The 19020-nt window shown below is 39.1% G+C and carries 12 protein-coding genes; 6 read left to right on the forward strand and 6 right to left on the reverse strand.

Translation table 11 applies throughout. From position 1 onward, the window contains the following. Positions 1–503: 503 nt before the first annotated feature. The 5 genes from NZ848_RS20205 (at position 504) to NZ848_RS20225 (ending at position 6750) form a co-directional block, all read left to right on the forward strand. Positions 504–1463 (forward strand): ATP-grasp domain-containing protein, encoded by a 960-nt coding sequence (locus NZ848_RS20205; protein WP_253532272.1) that lies wholly within the window; start codon positions 504–506, stop codon positions 1461–1463. Beyond that, positions 1460–2113 carry an HAD family hydrolase gene (locus NZ848_RS20210; RefSeq protein ID WP_259017026.1) on the forward strand — a complete coding sequence of 218 codons (654 nt, stop codon included), beginning with the start codon at positions 1460–1462 and terminating at the stop codon, positions 2111–2113. The genes NZ848_RS20205 and NZ848_RS20210 overlap by 4 nt, the downstream gene beginning before the upstream one ends. A gap of 140 nt (positions 2114–2253) precedes the next feature. After that, on the forward strand, positions 2254–3378 hold the full coding sequence (locus tag NZ848_RS20215) for a DegT/DnrJ/EryC1/StrS family aminotransferase (RefSeq protein ID WP_259017027.1): 1125 nt from the start codon (positions 2254–2256) through the stop codon (positions 3376–3378). A 227-nt stretch (positions 3379–3605) separates the two neighbouring features. Next, positions 3606–4367: a hypothetical protein gene (locus NZ848_RS20220; protein ID WP_259017028.1), complete on the forward strand. Its 762-nt coding sequence runs from the start codon at positions 3606–3608 to the stop codon at positions 4365–4367. Between the two features lie 433 nt (positions 4368–4800). Continuing rightward, on the forward strand, positions 4801–6750 hold the full coding sequence (locus NZ848_RS20225; RefSeq protein WP_259017029.1) for a polysaccharide biosynthesis protein: 1950 nt from the start codon (positions 4801–4803) through the stop codon (positions 6748–6750). Here the strand turns inward: NZ848_RS20225 and NZ848_RS20230 are convergent. From NZ848_RS20230 to NZ848_RS20250, 5 genes are all read right to left on the reverse strand, one after another. Next, on the reverse strand, positions 6724–8202 hold the full coding sequence (locus tag NZ848_RS20230; protein WP_259017030.1) for a capsule assembly Wzi family protein: 1479 nt from the start codon (positions 8200–8202) through the stop codon (positions 6724–6726). The two genes, NZ848_RS20225 and NZ848_RS20230, sit on opposite strands and share 27 nt — an antisense overlap. A gap of 291 nt (positions 8203–8493) precedes the next feature. Next, positions 8494–9468 (reverse strand): hypothetical protein, encoded by a 975-nt coding sequence (locus tag NZ848_RS20235; RefSeq protein ID WP_259017031.1) that lies wholly within the window; start codon positions 9466–9468, stop codon positions 8494–8496. Between the two features lie 7 nt (positions 9469–9475). Then, entirely contained in the window at positions 9476–10879 is a 1404-nt protein-coding gene (locus tag NZ848_RS20240) for an MBOAT family O-acyltransferase (protein WP_259017032.1), read from the reverse strand. A gap of 392 nt (positions 10880–11271) precedes the next feature. After that, entirely contained in the window at positions 11272–12474 is a 1203-nt protein-coding gene (locus NZ848_RS20245) for a DUF1501 domain-containing protein (RefSeq protein WP_259017033.1), read from the reverse strand. A gap of 51 nt (positions 12475–12525) precedes the next feature. Next, complete coding sequence (locus NZ848_RS20250) at positions 12526–13956, reverse strand: DUF1800 domain-containing protein (RefSeq protein WP_259017034.1); 1431 nt, start codon at positions 13954–13956, stop codon at positions 12526–12528. A gap of 226 nt (positions 13957–14182) precedes the next feature. Between NZ848_RS20250 and ileS the strand changes: the two genes are divergently transcribed. Beyond that, complete coding sequence (ileS, locus tag NZ848_RS20255; protein WP_259017035.1) at positions 14183–17620, forward strand: isoleucine--tRNA ligase; 3438 nt, start codon at positions 14183–14185, stop codon at positions 17618–17620. A gap of 48 nt (positions 17621–17668) precedes the next feature. Here the strand turns inward: ileS and NZ848_RS20260 are convergent, their stop codons facing one another. Next, on the reverse strand, positions 17669–18955 hold the full coding sequence (locus tag NZ848_RS20260) for an aminotransferase class V-fold PLP-dependent enzyme (protein WP_253532304.1): 1287 nt from the start codon (positions 18953–18955) through the stop codon (positions 17669–17671). Positions 18956–19020 lie beyond the last annotated feature (65 nt).

The raw sequence follows: 19020 nt of genomic DNA on the forward strand, positions 1-19020 counted from the left end.
ATTTATTTTGATACTATCAATCACGGTAGAATAACAAATTATCCCTCTGATTTCTGATTGTTGTTTTTACTATTATTTAGCTCAATCAGTCATTTTTCTTAAAGTATTTTTAAAAATGTGTCATGGCCATTTGGCATTAGTTAATTGTGGGCACTATGGCTTCATGAAACCAAGGGTTTGATGTTAGTTATCTGCGCATGATGATAACTTGTGTTTTCTTTGTTAAACAGTTGAAAAGAGACTATAATTTATTCTGTCGAGTTCGGCGCCACGGTTGTTGAGATTTAAATGAATGGGTTGGAATAAACCAGCATATCCAGAGAGATTAATAGTCATTAAGTTTAGAAAATGCAAAGCAATTTCTGACTCCCGGGTAAGATATAATCTATAGGCTTAATCTGGTTGGTTCAATTGATTATTGTATTAAAAGACGACTGCATCAGTGTCAGATTTAGAATCGAAGAGAAAACAAACAATTAACGTTAAGTATTTAAAGTCTAAAAATGGATAATCTATTAATTACTTCTGCTGGAAGAAGAGTGTCACTAGTTAAAGCGTTTAAAAAAGAACTAAAACTATTTTTTCCCGAAAGCAAAGTTTTTGCCGTTGATTTAAATCCTGATTTATCTGCTGCTTGTTATGTTGCTGATGGCTACTTTAAAGTTGGTAAAGTAACTGACGAAAATTATATTAATGAACTATTAGAGCTTTGCCTGAAACATCATATTAAGCTTATTATTCCAACAATTGACACAGAGCTCCAGATACTTGCTAAAAACAAGCAGTTTTTCAAAGATAATGGTATAAATGTGATTGTATCTGACCCGTGCTTTGTTAATATTTGCAGAGACAAAAGAGTTACCAATAGTTTTTTTCTAGAGAAAGGTATTTTGTTCCCTAAAGTGATTGATAAAACAGAAAACTACTTTCCGATATTTATTAAACCTTACGATGGCAGTCTTAGCAGAGATACATTTACCGTTCGTAAAGCTGACGAATTAACTGCTTACCATTTTTCAAATCCTAAACTGCTTTTTTTTGAATTCATCGACCCCGAATTTCATGATGAATATACATTGGATATGTATTATGATAAGAATAATCTCTTAAAATGTGTAGTTCCCAGAAGAAGAATTGAGACCAGAGGAGGTGAAATAAGCAAAGGGCTAACGGTAAAAAATGAAATTGTTGAAATTGTAAAAGAAAAATTAAACTTCATTGAAGGAGCTATAGGTTGTATCACGTTTCAGGTTTTTTATAATTTAGAAAAAAAGAATTTGATAGGGATTGAAATTAATGCACGCTTTGGTGGAGGATATCCTTTAAGCTATCTTGCAGATGCCAACTTTCCGAGATTTTTAATCAGTGAATACCTTTTGGGAAAAGATATTGAATATTTTGATAACTGGAAAGAAAACACACTAATGTTAAGGTATGACCATGAAATTATAGTTCAGTTATGAGTTCAAAATTTGTAATTTTTGACTTGGATGATACACTTTACAAAGAAATCAGCTATTTGAAATCCGCATTTTACTCAATAGCCTACTCCCTTTTTTCAATTAAAGACGCCCCCCATGTGTATAATCAAATGCTTTCATGGTATTTTAATAAAGAGAATGTTTTCGCTAATTTGATTGAAAATTACTCGCTATCAACAGAAGTTACTAAGCTTATTGAATCTTACAGGAACCACTATCCCAATATTCAGCTTGATAAAGAAACTAGTCACTTACTTAGTGAGCTTAAAAGCAATAAAGTTAAAACGGGGTTGATTACTGATGGTTTTTCTGTTACACAAAGAAACAAACTTAAAGCACTAGGTCTTGATTCATATTTTGACTCTATTGTAATATCCGAAGAGTTTGGAACTTCAAAACCCCATATAAATAACTTCGCTCATTTTTTGCAATTCGGCGCTACTGATTACTTTTATATTGCAGATAATATAAAAAAAGATTTCATTACTCCAAATGAGTTAGGGTGGTGTTCTATTTGTCTTCAGGATAATGGAGAGAACATCCACAAACAGGATTTTGATATTGAGACAAAATATCTGCCTAAATATGTACTAACTTCAATGAATGATTTACTTCCATTAATTTTTGATTGAAAATTAGTTGGTCTAATGTTTTTAAGACTTTCCACCATTAGAATGTTTATTGGAAATCGGTTGTCATTTTGTTTAAGTTATATGTTACTTTTGAGTTTTAAAAAATTCTTTGAAAGGGAAAACCAAGCAACTTTAGTAAAATGAGTAGTAAAATATGGTTGTCATCTCCTCATATGGGAGATAAGGAGATAGAATTTGTAACAGAGGCTTTTGAATCAAATTGGATTGCCCCTCTAGGCCCAAACGTGAATGGCTTTGAGCAAGATATCTGTAATTATACAGGCATTGCGCACACCGCTGCTTTAAGTTCAGGAACAGCGGCTATTCACCTGGCCTTAATTTTACTCAACGTTGGCAACGGAGACGAAGTACTTTGCTCAAGTTTTACTTTTTCAGCTACCTGTAACCCAATCGTTTATCAGGGAGCTACGCCGGTTTTCATTGATTCTGAAGAGTTAACCTGGAATATGGACCCCGAAGCACTGGAAACCGCAATTAAAAATCGGTTGGCCATGGGTAAAAAACCAAAAGCTATTATTCTGGTGCATTTGTATGGAATGCCAGCGCAGTTAGACAAGATACTTTCTATTGCAAGTAAGTATGATATTCCGCTGATTGAAGACGCCGCAGAGGCACTGGGCTCTTTTTTTAAAGGCAAAAGTTTGGGTACTTATGGTAAATTTGGCATCTACTCTTTCAATGGCAACAAAATTATTACCACGTCGGGTGGAGGGGCATTGGTATCTGATGAGAAAGATATGATTGACCGCTCCAGATATCTGGCTACACAGGCGCGTGATAATGCGCCTCATTACCAGCATTCGGCTATTGGGTATAATTATCGTATGAGCAATGTTTGTGCGGGTATTGGCAGAGGTCAGATGTTGGTATTGAATGACAGAGTAAGTCAAAGAAGAGCCAACTATACTTATTACAAAAACGAGTTGGAAGGTAATAGTGAAATAACGTTTCTTGATGAGCCTTCTTCTGATTATTTTTCAAACAGATGGTTGACCTGTATATTGTTTGAGAATTATGAAAAAAGAGAAAAAATCAGACTTCATCTGGAAAAACACAATATAGAATCACGGCCCCTATGGAAACCCATGCATCTTCAGCCTGTTTTTACTGATGCCCCTTTTTATGGGGCCGGGGTTTCTGAAGTATTGTTTAACAGGGGTTTATGTTTACCCTCTGGCTCTAACCTGAGTGTATCTGAACTGGAAAGGATTGTTTCAGAGATAAAGAAATGTATTCAAGAATAATTAATTGCCCTTATTCAATCAAACTTAGATACACTTTAAAACCATAAATGCTTGCCTAGTTTCAATTTGTTTTTTCAAAGAAGTTAAACATCAGGCAGTTAAGGGTATTTTTATCAATAATTAAAAAAATAGCACCCAATCAATAAAAAAAATAAATAATATTTTTTTTGACGTAAAAACCTGTATATATTAGCGCGTAATCAAGTAATAACTTTAATTTGCCACGTATGAAAACAATCTTTACCAAATCATTTTGCATACTTGCCATGTTTTCTGCAAGTACTTTGGTGGGCTTTGCTCAAAAAGAAAGGAGTAACGTGGGTATTGGTACAACATTACCGCATGAATCTGCCGTTTTAGATATTAAGTCTTCAAGCCAGGGTCTTCTTATACCCCGTATGTCATTGCAGCAACGTACTTCCATTCAGAATCCTGCCAATGGGTTGATGGTCTACCAAACTGATTTAATTTCAGGGTTTTACTACTATAATGGTAGCGAATGGAAAGGTATGAGCTCAGATAACCTTAGCCCACTTATTAAAGGAGAATTTGACAATAAAAATGTCAGAATAAACCTGGGCTCTTCTAAGTCGAGCTCCCTGGGGTTTCTTGCAGTAGGTAATTTTGATGCTGAATTCCCCATGCCGACCAACAACGAGTATCGCCTTATTGTTCAGGACGGAATCATTACTGAAAAAGTAAAAGTTGCCTTGAAAAGCTCTAAAGACTGGGCCGATTATGTATTTGAGCCTTCTTATGAGTTAATGCCTCTTGATAAAGTTGAGTCTTTCATAAAAGAGAATAAGCACCTGCCTAATGTTCAGTCAGCAGAAGAATTTCATAAAAACGGCCTTGATGTATCTAAAACAAGCGCCAAATTAATGGAGAAGATAGAAGAGCTTACGCTGTATATGATTGAATTAAATAAAGAAGTAAAAGCCTTGAAGTTGGAAAATGAGCAACTAAAAAAGGCGGTTTCTAATAAATAATTTAAGCCTTTGTAGGGAGTTGCCGTTTTAAAAGTAGCTCCCTTTTTCTATGTCCACAGCATAAGAACAGGGCTTTTGAGTGTACCAAGTGCAGGGTTTTATCTGGCAGCTGAAGTTTTGTGTTAGCTGAAAGATTTAATAATGTACTAAATATCAGTTATTCCTTCCGTATATGAACGTTTGTATTGGAGTGCCGCTGGTTTTGACTTTTTTATAACACCCTAAGTCTTCTCTTTTAATTTATTTATTCTATTGACTATTGCATTCTGATAGTATAAAACCAATCAAAAATGCGCTATCATTAAAACAGGTTGCCAAAGGTTATCCGTTTAAAAAGTTTTCGGTGTTAAAAAGAGTTTTTTGATTGTGCCTTGAATGATAAATAATAAATTTGCTGTGCTTTCCGATTTATAAAATTAATGATTCAGAGTCTATGACGATTTCTACACGAAAATATTCTGAGAAATTCGCCTCTAAATGGCTGATTTTTTTGGTTGATCTTATTATATGTTCCATAACTTTTACACTTGCTATTTTTGTTCACTTTGATTTCGAACTTACTTATGTAGAGCCTCAGTTTTATAAATATCATTTGTTTTTTGTTTTGCTTATTAACGGCCTGTTTTTCATTATTTTCAAGTCGTATGAGGGCATAGTAAGGCACACCAGTACAGAAGATATTACACTATTGGTGAAGGTCGTATCATTAAGCAGCATATTTATATTCTTCCTGTCAAATTTTGGTTGTTATCATAACATCATTTATTTGTGTATACCACCTCGTATAACTATTATTAGTTATTTTGTTACCCTTTTTGCGCTTATTTTCAGCAGATTCCTTGTAAAAAGCCTTTATGAAACATTTTACAGAAACATTAAGGCTATCAGCCCCATTATTATTTACGGAACCGGAGACCTGGGGCGTATAACCAAAAATAGTCTGCTTAACGATAAAACCAAAAGCTATAAAATCTTATGCTTTATAGATGATAACCCACAAAAAACCAATAAAACTATTGAAGGAATAAGGGTTTTGTCAAGAAAAGACGCAATTGAAAAGTATATTACTAATCCAAGGTCTACAGAAGAAGACCTGGAAGTTGTTTTTGCCATAGAAAAAATAACGCCTTTAGCAAAAGCTAAAATTGCCGAAGATTTTCTTGCTCTGGGCATTATTCTTAAGTCAATTCCGCCTATTGATAAGTGGATAAATGGGGAATTAACTACCAAGCAAATACAAAATATTGAAATTGACGATTTGCTTGAGCGTGACCCGATATTTATTAATAACCGTTTTGTAGAAAGGTTTATAAAAGATAAAAAAGTGCTAGTTACCGGTGCTGCCGGTTCAATCGGGAGTGAGCTAGTACGACAACTGCTGAAGTTTTCGCCGGGAAGAATTGTTTTGATTGACCAGGCAGAGTCGGCGCTTTATGACTTAGAGAGTGAGATACTCAGAACCTCAAATGTTGATAACAGCCAGTTGCCCGACATACGTGTAGAGGTGTACGATGTAACGAATGAAGGGTTAATGGATCACCTCTTTAATGAAGAACGACCTCAGGTGATTTTCCATGCTGCGGCATATAAGCATGTGCCTCTCATGGAAAAAAGTCCGTATCAGGCTGTTAGAGTAAATGTGCATGGTACAAAAATTATAGCAGAGCTTGCCTCAAAATATGAGGCTGAAAAATTTGTAATGATTTCTACCGATAAGGCCGTGAATCCCACCAATGTAATGGGTGCTTCCAAACGTCTGGCAGAAATGTACGTGCAGGCATTGGATAGCCACCACGGTAACAGAACAAGGTTTATAATTACCAGATTTGGCAACGTGCTTGGGTCCAATGGTTCGGTTATCCCGTTATTCAAAAAACAGATAGAGAACGGCGGCCCCGTTACGGTAACGCATAAAGAAATTATCAGATATTTTATGACTATCCCGGAGGCATGCCAATTGGTGCTTGAAGCAGGTACAATGGGTAAAGGTGGTGAGATATATGTTTTTGATATGGGCAAGCCTGTGAAAATATATGACCTTGCCAAGAAAATGATTCAGTTGTCTGGTCTGGAGCTCGATAAAGATATTGAAATAAAAATAACGCAACTCAGGCCCGGTGAAAAACTGTATGAAGAACTACTGAATAGTAACGAAAATACACAACCCACCTATCATTCAAAAATTATGATAGCCAAAGTTGTACCTGTAGACTATGACCTGCTGAAAGTGGCAATTGCCCATCTGGAAACCACTATTGCTTCGCTCAATAATAACCAGATTGTATCAGAAATGAAAAAACTGATTCCGGAATTTATCAGCAATAATTCAGTTTACGAAAATCTTGACTTTGATGAGTTAGAAGAGAGTTCTTTGTATCCCTAGGTAACCTCCTAAGGTGCTTGTGAACAGATTACCCTCATCAAATGATACAGAAGAAACAATAGAAAATTTAGGAAGTTTGTACCTTACCCGGCACAGCAAGGCAAATTGCCGGCGGTCTAGTACAAATGGGTAAGTACCTGTATTTATGTTATAAAGTGCTTTGGTATAATAATCCATGTTTTTGGCTTTCCCGCTTATACCCAAAGAAAACGCCTGAACCCGGTTTAGTATATAGGTGTCATCCTGCATTACCAGCTCTGCCGGCAAACCTTCTTTATTTACTGTCCACAAAGGCACTAACAATGGGGTTCCTATGGTGTTGCCGTAATAGGTCCAACCTCTTGTATAAGTACCATTCTGGAAATAATTATCCATACCTCTTAGTTCTGGAACTGTGTTTTCACTTCCGGTTGGTCCTCCCTGGCTTCTGGTATCCAGATATTCGAAGGTAACTCTTGTTATACCTTTCTCCACGAATTTACGCCTTAAAGATACGCCAAGTAGTCCATCAGTTATATTATTGAGGTAAAACAGTGAACCGTCTTCATAAATGCTTTGCCGGTACAGAAACACATCAAACAGGCGGGTGTTAATTTCTGCTGCAATATCAAAACTGCCGAGATGGTTTCCGGGTCTGTTCCAGGCTTCATTTATTGGTACGTTTGAGTTTAGGCTGCTCTCTCCTTTATTGATACTTAAACCTGAAATTATCTTTAGGTATGTAGCAAAATCTGAAGGATAGGTTGTGATAAGTGCACCTGATTTTTTGTCAATAAATGGCTCAGCTGGTCGTCCCCCCCATTGGACCTGATGGTTACCACCGGCATATAATTTTACACGCCAGTTGGGTTTCCCGATTCTTAAATACAGGTGCTTCTGATGCAAAAAAAAGTTCTGAACAGGGCCGTTCTCAAACCAACCATGGGCAAATGCCCCTTTCACAGAAAATAGACCTTTTCCAAGAATAGAAACATAGTTGGGCAGGCCAATTTGCACTTTAGGAATAGGTAGGGCATTGCCCGACCAGATGTAAGAACCCATAGTAAGAGCGGTATCTACCAGGCCTGTAATTTCTTTTCTTCGGCCGCCGTATAATTCAAAAGCGCCAAACCTTATTTTAAGATAGGCTTCAGGAAGTAAAAACTGATTGGCTTTACCCGCATTAGCTACGGCGCTGATGCCGTATCCGTAAGAGAATTTTCTTAGTTTATGGCTTGATGATGTTTTGGTAGAATCATATTCTTTGATAAGCCCTGCCCTTAATGTAAAGATGGGGTTTTCAATCGGAACAGTACCATACTGATTAGAGCGTATCAAAAAAGGTGTTTTGCCTGAACTGGACGCAAAGACTCCGCTTTCGATATGAAGCTTTGCGCCATTGGTAGGGTTCTGGCTAAAAGCAAAAGACATCGAAAGAAATATTAAAATACCAGTTCTGTAAAAAAAACTCATATATAGGGCTTTAGCAAAAAATTATCTTTTAAAAAATTTGGGTTGCTGCAATTCACGAAGTCATAATCCAATCATTCATCCTCAGGCTATCTAATGAAAGATGAAATTAAAAAGAGGGTTTAACCATGCTGATTCTTAACAATTAACATTTAATTCATAATAATCATGAGCAGTCGTTTTTCTCTCAATAGCATTAATAGTCTTCCCGGCAAAATTATTCATTGCAATATAGCAAAGATACCGTAGCCTGCAAAATGAATCGGGCATTAGAGGTTATTATATCAAATACCCTTAATTAAACTTTGAGACATATTTTCTGTTTATGTTTTCTTTGAGGCTGTCGTTAAGGTAAGCCGAGAACAACAGGGCACCTGCTTTATTCAGGTGGGTTTCGTCTTTCCATTTATCAGGTTGTTGTAATTCTGCTAACTTATAAACATCGCTCATATCAATAACTCTGGCCGGGGTTTTTTGGGCAGAAGCGAATGCTTTTAGTTTATCGCTATAAACTTTGTGGTAATAGATGTTTTTGAAATTCGGAGGGAAAACGATATAAAGTTTTACATTGAATTTTGCACATTGATTGATTAAGTGCCTGAGAGCCTTTAGCTTTAGGTTATCGAGTTTAATAGGTTCAACTTTGTGCTTTACGCTTTCATGTCTGATTTTTGAGGTATCTAATCTGGCTAGCAGAGGAGAAAAACCGAATGGATTTATCATGTTTTTTTCGTTTATGTAATTAAACATAATAGGATAAACCTTGAAATTATATTTAAACATATCAGATTGTACCAGCATTGTTTCTTTCCATCCAATTTCTTTTACATATTCTTTTAATAACGCGCTTTCTGCATAAAACGGATAAAGTGCTCTAAGCTCCAGATTATTCTGTTTCTGCCGCGATTCATCAAAATAATTTGCATCCATTTGCAATATTACCGAATGCGGCCTTATTTGTTGGGCAAGCAATAAATCCAGCAATATACTGCTATATAAAACGCCACCAACGGCGTTTTCACCGGCATTATATCCTTTACCCTTTAGGTTCGTAAGCAAGAGCGGGTCTATTTGGTGCCTGGCTCTTGAAGACCCCAGAATAAGAAAGTTGATGTCTCTGTTTTTTTGCAATATGTAATTGATTGTACCCCCACGTTCTCCAGAAATGGTCTTCTTAAATATAAAATGAGTGAACAAAACACCAAACAGTTTGTCTATCACCAGCAAAATCAAAATCAGAAAAGCAAGTTTAGCTAATATTTGTTTCATGGGCTGGTCAGAATTGGAAATAAATAAATTGCGTTTCGTTGATATTGCCTTGCAAAAAAACAGAAACAGTAATGAAAATAGTTAGAGCATTGAGATAGAGATTACCGGATTTCATCTCGTATATATCATCAAAGCTGAATTTTCTAAGCACAAAGTACTCAAACGCTGTCATGAGAGTCCAGCCGGTAATGGCAGGCATCAAAATAAAGATATCTAAGGCGTTAAATTTTGAGGGGTAAAAATCGGTAAATATGGCATGAATGATATAACTGGCCTGGTCAAAAGTTACTGACCTGAATAGAATAAGGGGAAACATAATAAGTAAATGAACATATATGTAGCCAATGGCTTTATAAATAAATCCCGGACGGCTCCGCAAAGTGAAATTCAATAGTTTTTCGGCCGTTAAATAAACACCGTATATAAGGCCCCATATTACGAAATTCCAGGATGCACCATGCCATAAGCCACCTATTAGCATGGTAATGAACAGATTTCTGTAGGCAATCAGTTTTCCTTTCTTTGTGCCGCCTAATGAAAAATACACATAATCTCGCAGCCAGTTGCTTAAAGAAATATGCCATTTTCGCCAGAGTTCGGTGATACTTGTTGAAAAGAACGGCAGTTTAAAGTTTTCATTAAATCTGTAGCCCAGCATTCTGGCAACACCAATGGCCATATCTGAGTAGCCGGAAAAATCGCAATACAGCTGATAAGTGAACATCAGCATGGTTATAAAAAAAGTAAAGCCTGAGTGATGCATGTAGCTGTTAAAAATGGTATCAACATACTGGCTTAATACGTCTGCAACGGCTACTTTTTTAAAGAGTCCCCAAAAAAACTGGCTTAGCCCCACAGTAAAATCACGGTAAGTTATTGGGTTGTCTTTTCTTAATTGGGGCAATAGATTCTCTGCTCTCTCAATTGGCCCGGCAACCAATTGCGGAAACATCATTACAAAATTTGAATAAATGAGCAGGTTCCGTTCGGCTTTTATTTTGCCTTTGTAAACTTCAATAACGTACCCCAGGCTTTGAAACACATGAAATGAAAGCCCGATTGGTAGTATTATTTCCCAGTGTCTGGCACTTCTGAATCCGAGGTAATTCAGGTTGTCGACAAAAAAGTTGTAGTACTTAAATACAAATAAAACAATACATGTATTGATGATACCAAACAGCAGATGAAGCTTTTTTGTAGCAGGTTTTGTACTGTCTTCAATTCTGATAGCGGCAAAATAATCAATAAGAATAGTTAAAAACAATATGAGAATATAAGAAGGAATAAACCACATGTAAAAAACAGAACTTGAAACCAGAAGAATTACCTGCCTGTTGAATCCGCGGGAATAATAGAATAAAATAAATACAATAATGAAGAAAATTAGAAAGTCAATAGAATTAAAAACCATATAAGTTTTTCAATTAAGTATCATCAGGGTTTAGAAAAAAGCCGGAAATGTTCCTGGCGGTTATTGCTATTTGCCTTCCATAAAGCTGAAAATTATAGATATAAGCACAGCATTTGGCCTAATATCCGGCAGTACGCCAGAGTATACCAGTCTTTAGTGGTTGCAATGCTAATTATCTTAATTGAAGTAAGATAAATTAAGGTTTAGGCAAAAAGGTTAATTTTAAAAAGTCAGGGTACAAAATAACAGAAATATAAGTGAATTTAGCCTACAATTCTAGTAGAAAATTCTCTGTTTTCAGGTAGAAAACAAAAAATTCATAACCATAAAAGCAGAAAAAAAGAAGATGTATAAACTAAGTGGTTTTTATGTGAAGCCGGATATTTTTAAAATTAGACGAGTTTTAAATTTCCTGATACACGGCCCAGTATTTTTTTTGCGTCAGAGTGCAACCAGTCATTTAGCAACGATTCATAAATATCTCTGAAATCAACTGAAAATTTCAAATCGCCCTCATCCAGATTGGTTAAATCAGGGGCTTCATTCAATATTTCAGGGCGTTTGAGGCTACCTCCTATTAAAAATAAATTATTAGCTGTGCCGTGGTCTGTACCGGCACTGGCATTTTCTTTTACTCTTCTGCCAAATTCTGAGAAAGTCATAATCACCACATCGTTAATTTTATTGTTTTTTTGCAGGTCATTAACGAATACCTGTATGGCCGAAGAGTAGTTCTGCAGAAGCCTTTCCTGCTGATTTAGCTGATTAAAGTGGGTGTCGAAACCAGAAACGCTTACATAATATACTCTGGTGGGCAGGTCTGATATAATAAGTTCTGCAATAGTTTTCAGGCGCTGGCCCAGTTCTCCGACCGGATAAGTGGCCGAAGATTTATAAATTTTTGATTGAGTATGTAAGAACTCGGCTGAAGACGATGTTTCAGCAAGGGTTTTATACATATATGACAGATTCTGATTGACTGACACCGGCGCAACACCTGCAACTTTACTGATAAACGGACGGCTAACCTGCCGGTATAGTTTTTCGGTATCTTTTACAGCCAATGCCTTTACATTTTCGCCTTTCATTGACAGGCTTAGGGTGTCGTCAATTTCCAATGCCTGATAAGGTGTACAATGCCCGGCGCAGTTGGCATCCAGGTATCGTCCCAGCCATCCGGTATTCAGGTATTCGGTTGATTCACTGGCGGTATGCCAAATATCCATAGAGCGGAAATGAGAACGGTCAGGGTTAGGGTAACCAACATTATTAATGATACTCACCAGGCCATCGTCATATAATCGTCTGAGGCCGTCCATGGCAGGGTTAAGGCCAAGTTCGTTGTTTAGTTTTAGTACTTTGTCAGGCGCAATACCAATATTGGGCCGGGCTTTATAATAAATATCGTTTGTGTATGGAATTACCGTGTTTAGGCCATCATTACCACCTGACAACTGAACAACAACCAAAACCTTGCCGTTCACCGGCTCTACACCCAAGTGTTGTGTTTCGTAGGCTTTCAGAAAATGAGGAACCAGCATACCGCCTATGGTTGCCAATGCCGATTGCTTGATAAAATCTCTTCTTGATGCCATTATTGATAAACCAATTTAAATGTATAAATAAAAAAGACTGACAGGTTATGCCTAGCATAGCTGGTATTCAGGGAGCATCCATAAATACATGGTTGTTTTTTTCATGGCCTCTACCTGTGGCCCGGCCTTAACGCGGCTCTCAATTTCTTTCAGTATGCTTTCATCGGGCATTGCCTGCAGCAAATAATTAGTCATTTCTTCCAGCAGGTTAGTTTTTTTGCCTGCAAAGTATGGCGCTAATTTTTGCCAGTCAGATTCACCACTGAACCCTCTTTTACGTGTCTGGTACTCCGTATTGATGTCACCATCGCTTTTAGCGCTTATTTCGGGTTGCCTGTCTGTAAAAATAAGAGACGGAAGCTGCATTCTGAATAAAAGACTGGAGCTGTCGATCCAGTTTTTGCCTCCCGGCCACCCCGCTACATTGGGCGGATACAGTAATATCTGGCCTAACAGCCGCTCAATAAGCAATGGCGCCTCCGGGTCATCAAAATGTATTTGCATGGTTGTTTTCATGCCCACCAGTAATTCTATGGGTGATTTAATATGCGACCCGATGTTGCGCGCATCGAAGAACCAGTCTGAAGTAAAAATATGTTGAAGCAAAAGCGAAATTTCATAGCCCGATTCATAAAACCGCTCAGCAAGTTTTAGTATTTTTTCGGTATGCCAGGGGTTAGCGGTATCTTCATTTACAAGCTGCCTGTAAATTTTTTCTGTTACAAAAATGGCAGTTTCTTTTTTTTCAAGAATCATAGAGATAACGTCTTCTCCCTTAAAGTTACCGGTTTTGCCAAAAATGGTTTTATCGCCGTCGTCATGTTGTTTTTCTTTAAAAACAAACTGGCCGCTTGTGTCAAAGTCCCATCCTGTAAACGCTCTGGCTACCTGTTTAATGTCTTTTTCGGTGTAGTTGCCTCTGCCAAGTGTAAACAACTCCATCAATTCTCTGGCAAAGTTTTCATTCGGACTTTTTTTTCGGTTCTGCCTGTTATTTAAAAACTGTAGCATTGATGGTTCTTTAGAAACCGCAAGCAGCAAATCTCCGAACTTCCCCAAAGCATATTTACGAAGGGTATTTACATAGCTTTGCGAATAATAGGCATCCTGACTTCTGGATACCAGATGTCCATGCCAGTAAAATGCCATTTTTTCTCTCAGAACCTCTTTGCCCGTACTCATCTTTTCAATCCAGGCAATATTAAGTCTGGTTTGGTCTTCCTTTCTTTGCTTCTCAATTTCAAGCTGCTTCTCTTTTAGGCGTGCCAGGTCTGTTTTGTCTATGGCATTTGGCTTTGACTTAGAATAGGTATCTGTCGTATCCGGGGGCTTCACCACTTCAATAGGGCTGAAAGATTCAGAATCTTTCAGCAGCCTCTTGAAAATTCTTTTGGCAGAATGGCGTTTGGCCTCTTTTATGGTTGAGAGTGGCGCTCCGAATCCCGCTCTCCAGAACAAGTGCTGGGTTTGCTTTTGTAACACGGCTTGTTATTTATGTGTGCAGTGTTAGATAACAATACAGTCTGTCGGTTTAATTCTGAATGATTTAATCTCAATATTTTAATCTTAAACCCGGATAAACCAGGTTTTGAATTTGATTAAAACCTTAAATCTGTTTATTTCAATTATTTCTATGGGCTAAAAATCGTTATCTTTGCACTCTGTTTCAGGCAGGATTTGTAAAGCCTGCCGATATTCGCTTTTACATATGCATTATAAAGAATATAAATCTGTTAACTACGCAGCCATCGCTGACGAAATTCTGGAGTTCTGGAAAAAGAATAAAGTATTTGAGCAATCGGTAGAGGTAAGAGAAGGCGCACCTGCTTTTACATTCTATGAGGGGCCTCCGTCTGCTAACGGAACACCGGGTATCCACCACGTAATGGCTCGTACTATTAAAGATATTTTCTGCCGGTACAAAACCCTGAAAGGTTTTCAGGTAAAACGTAAAGGTGGTTGGGATACCCACGGCCTGCCGGTTGAACTGCAAGTGGAAAAAGAACTGGGTATTACCAAAGAAGACATTGGGATTAAGATATCGGTTGAAGAATATAACCGGAAATGCCGTGAAACGGTAATGCGTTTTACCGACCAATGGAATGACCTGACCGAAAAAATGGGGTACTGGGTAGACCTTGACAACCCATACATTACCTACAAAAACGAATACATAGAGTCTATCTGGTATCTGATTAAGGAGTTCTACAAAAAAGGACTGCTCTATAAAGGGTATACCATTCAGCCATACTCGCCTGCTGCCGGAACGGGGCTTTCGTCTCATGAGTTAAACATGCCCGGCACTTACAAAGAAGTGAAAGACACTTCTCTTACGGCACAGTTTAAGGTGAAGAAATCAGACAAGTCTGACTTTTTGTTTGAAGCAGCCCAAGGCAATGAGGTGTACATATTGGCCTGGACCACCACACCGTGGACACTCCCTGCCAACTCGGCACTTACTGTAGGTAAAAACATTGACTACGTATTGGTAAAAACGTTTAATCCGTACACCTACCTGCCGGTAAATGTGGTGTTGGCAAAAGTGTTGGTGAGTAAATATTTCTCTGAGAAAGGGCTGGACGGTGATTTTGACGGCTTTGCTGCGTCAGACAAAAAACTGATTCCGTGGACAATCCTAACAGAATTTAAAGGCGCTACATTAGAAGGTATTGAGTATCATCAGTTATTGCCCTATGTTCAGCCTGATGCAGCTGCTTTCAGAGTTATTATAGGTGACTTTGTTACTACTGAAGACGGCACAGGGGTTGTACATACTTCACCTACCTTCGGTGCTGACGACTTCCGTGTTGCTCAGCAAAATGGTATTCCGCCGATAATGGTGAAAGACGAAAACGGCAAAGAGGTGCCTATTGTTGATAAGCGTGGCCGCTTTGTAAAGGAGATTTCAGATTTTACCCTGGAGTATGTTAAAGAGGCATATCTGACAGACGACGAAAAAGAAACAGAACGCCAGAAACAGGGCCGAGACAAATATCTGTCGGTAGATGAGCGCATCGGTATCAAACTGAAAACAGAGAATAAGGCTTTTAATGTTCAGAAGTTTGACCACCCTTACCCACACTGCTGGCGTACTGATAAACCGGTGCTATACTACCCGCTTGATAGCTGGTTTATTCGCACCACAGCCATGAAAGAAAGGCTGGTAGCCTTGAATAAGACCATTAACTGGCAGCCTGAAAGCACCGGAACGGGTCGTTTCGGTAACTGGCTTGAAAACGCCGTAGACTGGAACCTGTCTCGTAGCCGTTACTGGGGTACTCCGCTACCTATCTGGCGGAGCGAAGATGGTGAAGAGGTGTGCATTGGCTCATTGGAAGAACTGAAAAACGGTATTCTGCATGCCCTGAAAGATGAGGCACTATCTGCCGAACAAAAGCAGAAAAACGAGTATTTTCTTGCATTGCTGGCCGATAACAAAGAAGACCTGCACCGCCCTTATGTAGATGAGGTGTATCTGGTATCTACCAGCGGTAAAGTAATGCAACGTGAAACCGACCTGATTGACGTTTGGTTTGACTCTGGCGCTATGCCGTTTGCACAATGGCATTATCCGTTTGAGAACAAGGAGATTTTTGATAATAATTACCCTGCTGATTTCATTTCGGAAGGGGTTGACCAGACACGCGGGTGGTTCTTTACCCTGCATGCCATATCTGGTATGTTGTACGACTCCATTGCCTTTAAAAACGTGGTGTCGACAGGATTGGTGCTTGACAAAAACGGCAACAAGATGTCTAAACGCCTGGGTAATGCCGTCAATCCGTTTGAGACGCTGTCTCAATATGGGGCCGACCCAACCCGCTGGTATATGATTACCAATGCCGAGCCTTGGGATAACCTGAAGTTTAATATTGACGGTATCACAGAAGTGCAACGTAAGTTTTTTGGTACACTTACCAATACTTACAATTTCTTTGCACTGTACGCCAATTTGGATAATTATAAAATGACAGAGGCCGACCGTGTGCCTTATGAGCGTTTGCCTGAAATGGACCGTTGGATTCTGTCTAAATTATATACGCTTATTAAAGAAGTTGAAGAGCAATACGAGACCTACAACCCTACTAAAGCAGGGCGTTTGATACAGGATTTTGTATGCGACCAACTCTCTAACTGGTATGTGCGATTGTGTCGCCGCCGTTTCTGGCAAGGCGAAATGACCGAGAACAAAAAGGCAGCCTATGAAACATTACAGCACTGTCTGGTTGCAGTTTCGCAGTTGATGTCGCCTATTGCGCCTTTCTATGGAGACTGGTTGTATAGAAACATGACTGATTGTATCCGTGAGGAAGCTAAAGCCAGCAAAACCCGTTTCTTGCATGAGTCGGTGCACTTTACTGAATGGCATAAATATGACGAAACGTTGGTAGATTCTGATTTGGAAGAGTCGATGGATTTAGCGCAGAGAATATCATCGCTGGTACACTCATTGCGTAAAATACATAAAATTAAGGTTCGCCAGCCACTGCAAAGAATCCTGATTCCGGTGCTTTCTGAAAGTACGCGTGAGAAGATTCGTCATGTAGAAGAGATCATCAAGTCGGAAGTAAACATTAAGGCTGTTGAATATCTGGATGACGATTCTGGTATCCTGAAAAAGAAAGTGAAGCCAAACTTTAAAGTACTGGGCCCTAAATACGGCAAGGACATGAAAGAGGTGGGCAACTTTATTACTGCCATAACTCCGGAACAACTGAAAGAACTGGAAAAAACCGGCGAACTGGCCACGCAGTCAGCACTGGCAGCGTTTACACATCTGAAACTGGAAGACGTTGAGATACTGACAGAAGACGTACCGGGCTGGTTAGTTGCCAGCCAAGGTGGGTTAACAGTTGCGCTGGATATGACCATTTCTGAAGAACTGCGTTATGAAGGTATCGCCCGCGATTTTGTAAACCGTATTCAGAACTACAGAAAAGATAATGGTTTTGAAGTAACCGATAAAATCAGGATATCGTTAGCCAACAATAATGAAACGCTGGTAGCGGCGGTTCAGGCCAATAAAGATTATATCTGCCAGGAAGTGCAGGCGCTTTCGCTGGATGTAACTGAGGCAATTGTACAAGCCGCTGAAATTGAAATGGACGAGTTCCTGTTGCTTGTTAACGTAGAAGTAGCAAAGTAAATACTGATTAAACAGATACAGAAAAGGTGGAGCGCGCTCCACCTTTTTTTATGTTTTAGCAATGTGCTTTATGCCATCCAGCAGCCGGTCTAAGTCGTTAAGAGTAGTGTACACATGAGGTGTTACCCGTACGCCATCCAGCTTTTCCCATTTAACGGGCGAGGTATGTATTTTGAATTTCCCGAGCAATTCGCCTTCAATTTTGCCGGCTTCCAGGCCTTCTATGCCAAAATGCGCCAATGCACCCGAGTATTCGGCTTTTAAAGGCGTATTCAGCTTAAACTTTGTAATACCTGAAGCCTCTTTGGCCCAGTAGTTTTTCAGATACCGCAAGCGGGCTTCTTTACGGGCATTGCCAATAGCCAGCTGGAAATTAAGCGCCTGCCCAATGGCCTGCTCTATCATAAAAGGTCTGGTACCCAGGTTTTCAAACTTACGGATATTGTCAGACGTGGGCTTATCATTAGGTATCAACGGAAACACCTTGCTGATTTTCTCTTTCTTTATCCATAACATACCAGAGCCTATGGGTGCCGATAGCCATTTATGCAGGCTGGTGCCGTAGTAATCACCTCCCAAGTCAGGTATTTTATATTCCAGATGCGCAAAAGAATGAGCGCCGTCTATCAGTACTTCAATGCCTCTTTTATGGGCCTCGTCAGCTATTCTTCTTGCCGGTAGAATTTGCCCGTTCCAGTTTACAATGTGGGTAATATGTACCACTTTGGTTCTGGGGGTCATTTTCTCCACAAATTTCTTCACAATCAGGTCATTGTCTTCCAGCGGCAGGTCTATATCTACATAGTTGATTTTCAGTCCGTCGCGCATTTCTCGCATTCGCCAGGCATGCAGCATATTCGGGTAATCGTAGCGGGTCATTACAACTTCATCACCTTTTTGTAACGGTAAGCCCAGAATCACGGTGTCCAGTGCTTCGGTTGCATTACGGTTGATAGCAATTTCTTCCGGCGATACCCCCGCATATTTTGCCAGATTCTCTCTCAGGGGTTCTCTTCCCTGGTCTAGTATGCGCCACATAAAATAACTGGGCGCTTCGTTGGCAAATTTTCCATAACGTTCTACGGCATTTTGTACCACCAGGGGTGCAGGGCTTACGCCACCGTTATTCAGGTTAATAATCTGCGGAGACACCGTATAAGCCTGTTGAATCTGATACCAGTAGTCTTCGTCAGATGCCAGTTCCAACGCTGATTTATTGGTTTTTAATGAGCCGATGGTTACTAGCTCGTCAGCTGAAAGCGCCTTTAATGAGGGTAAGAGCGATGCTCCGGTGAGCGCAGATACACTGCGGATGAAGTGCCGGCGTGAGTTCATTGATTCAGTAGTTTAGGAATTGAGTGTTTGCGAATATAAGTAAAAGCAAAACAGATACAAATGGA

Source organism: Emticicia fluvialis (genome assembly GCF_024793945.1).
GTDB classification, from domain to species: domain Bacteria; phylum Bacteroidota; class Bacteroidia; order Cytophagales; family Spirosomataceae; genus Emticicia; species Emticicia fluvialis.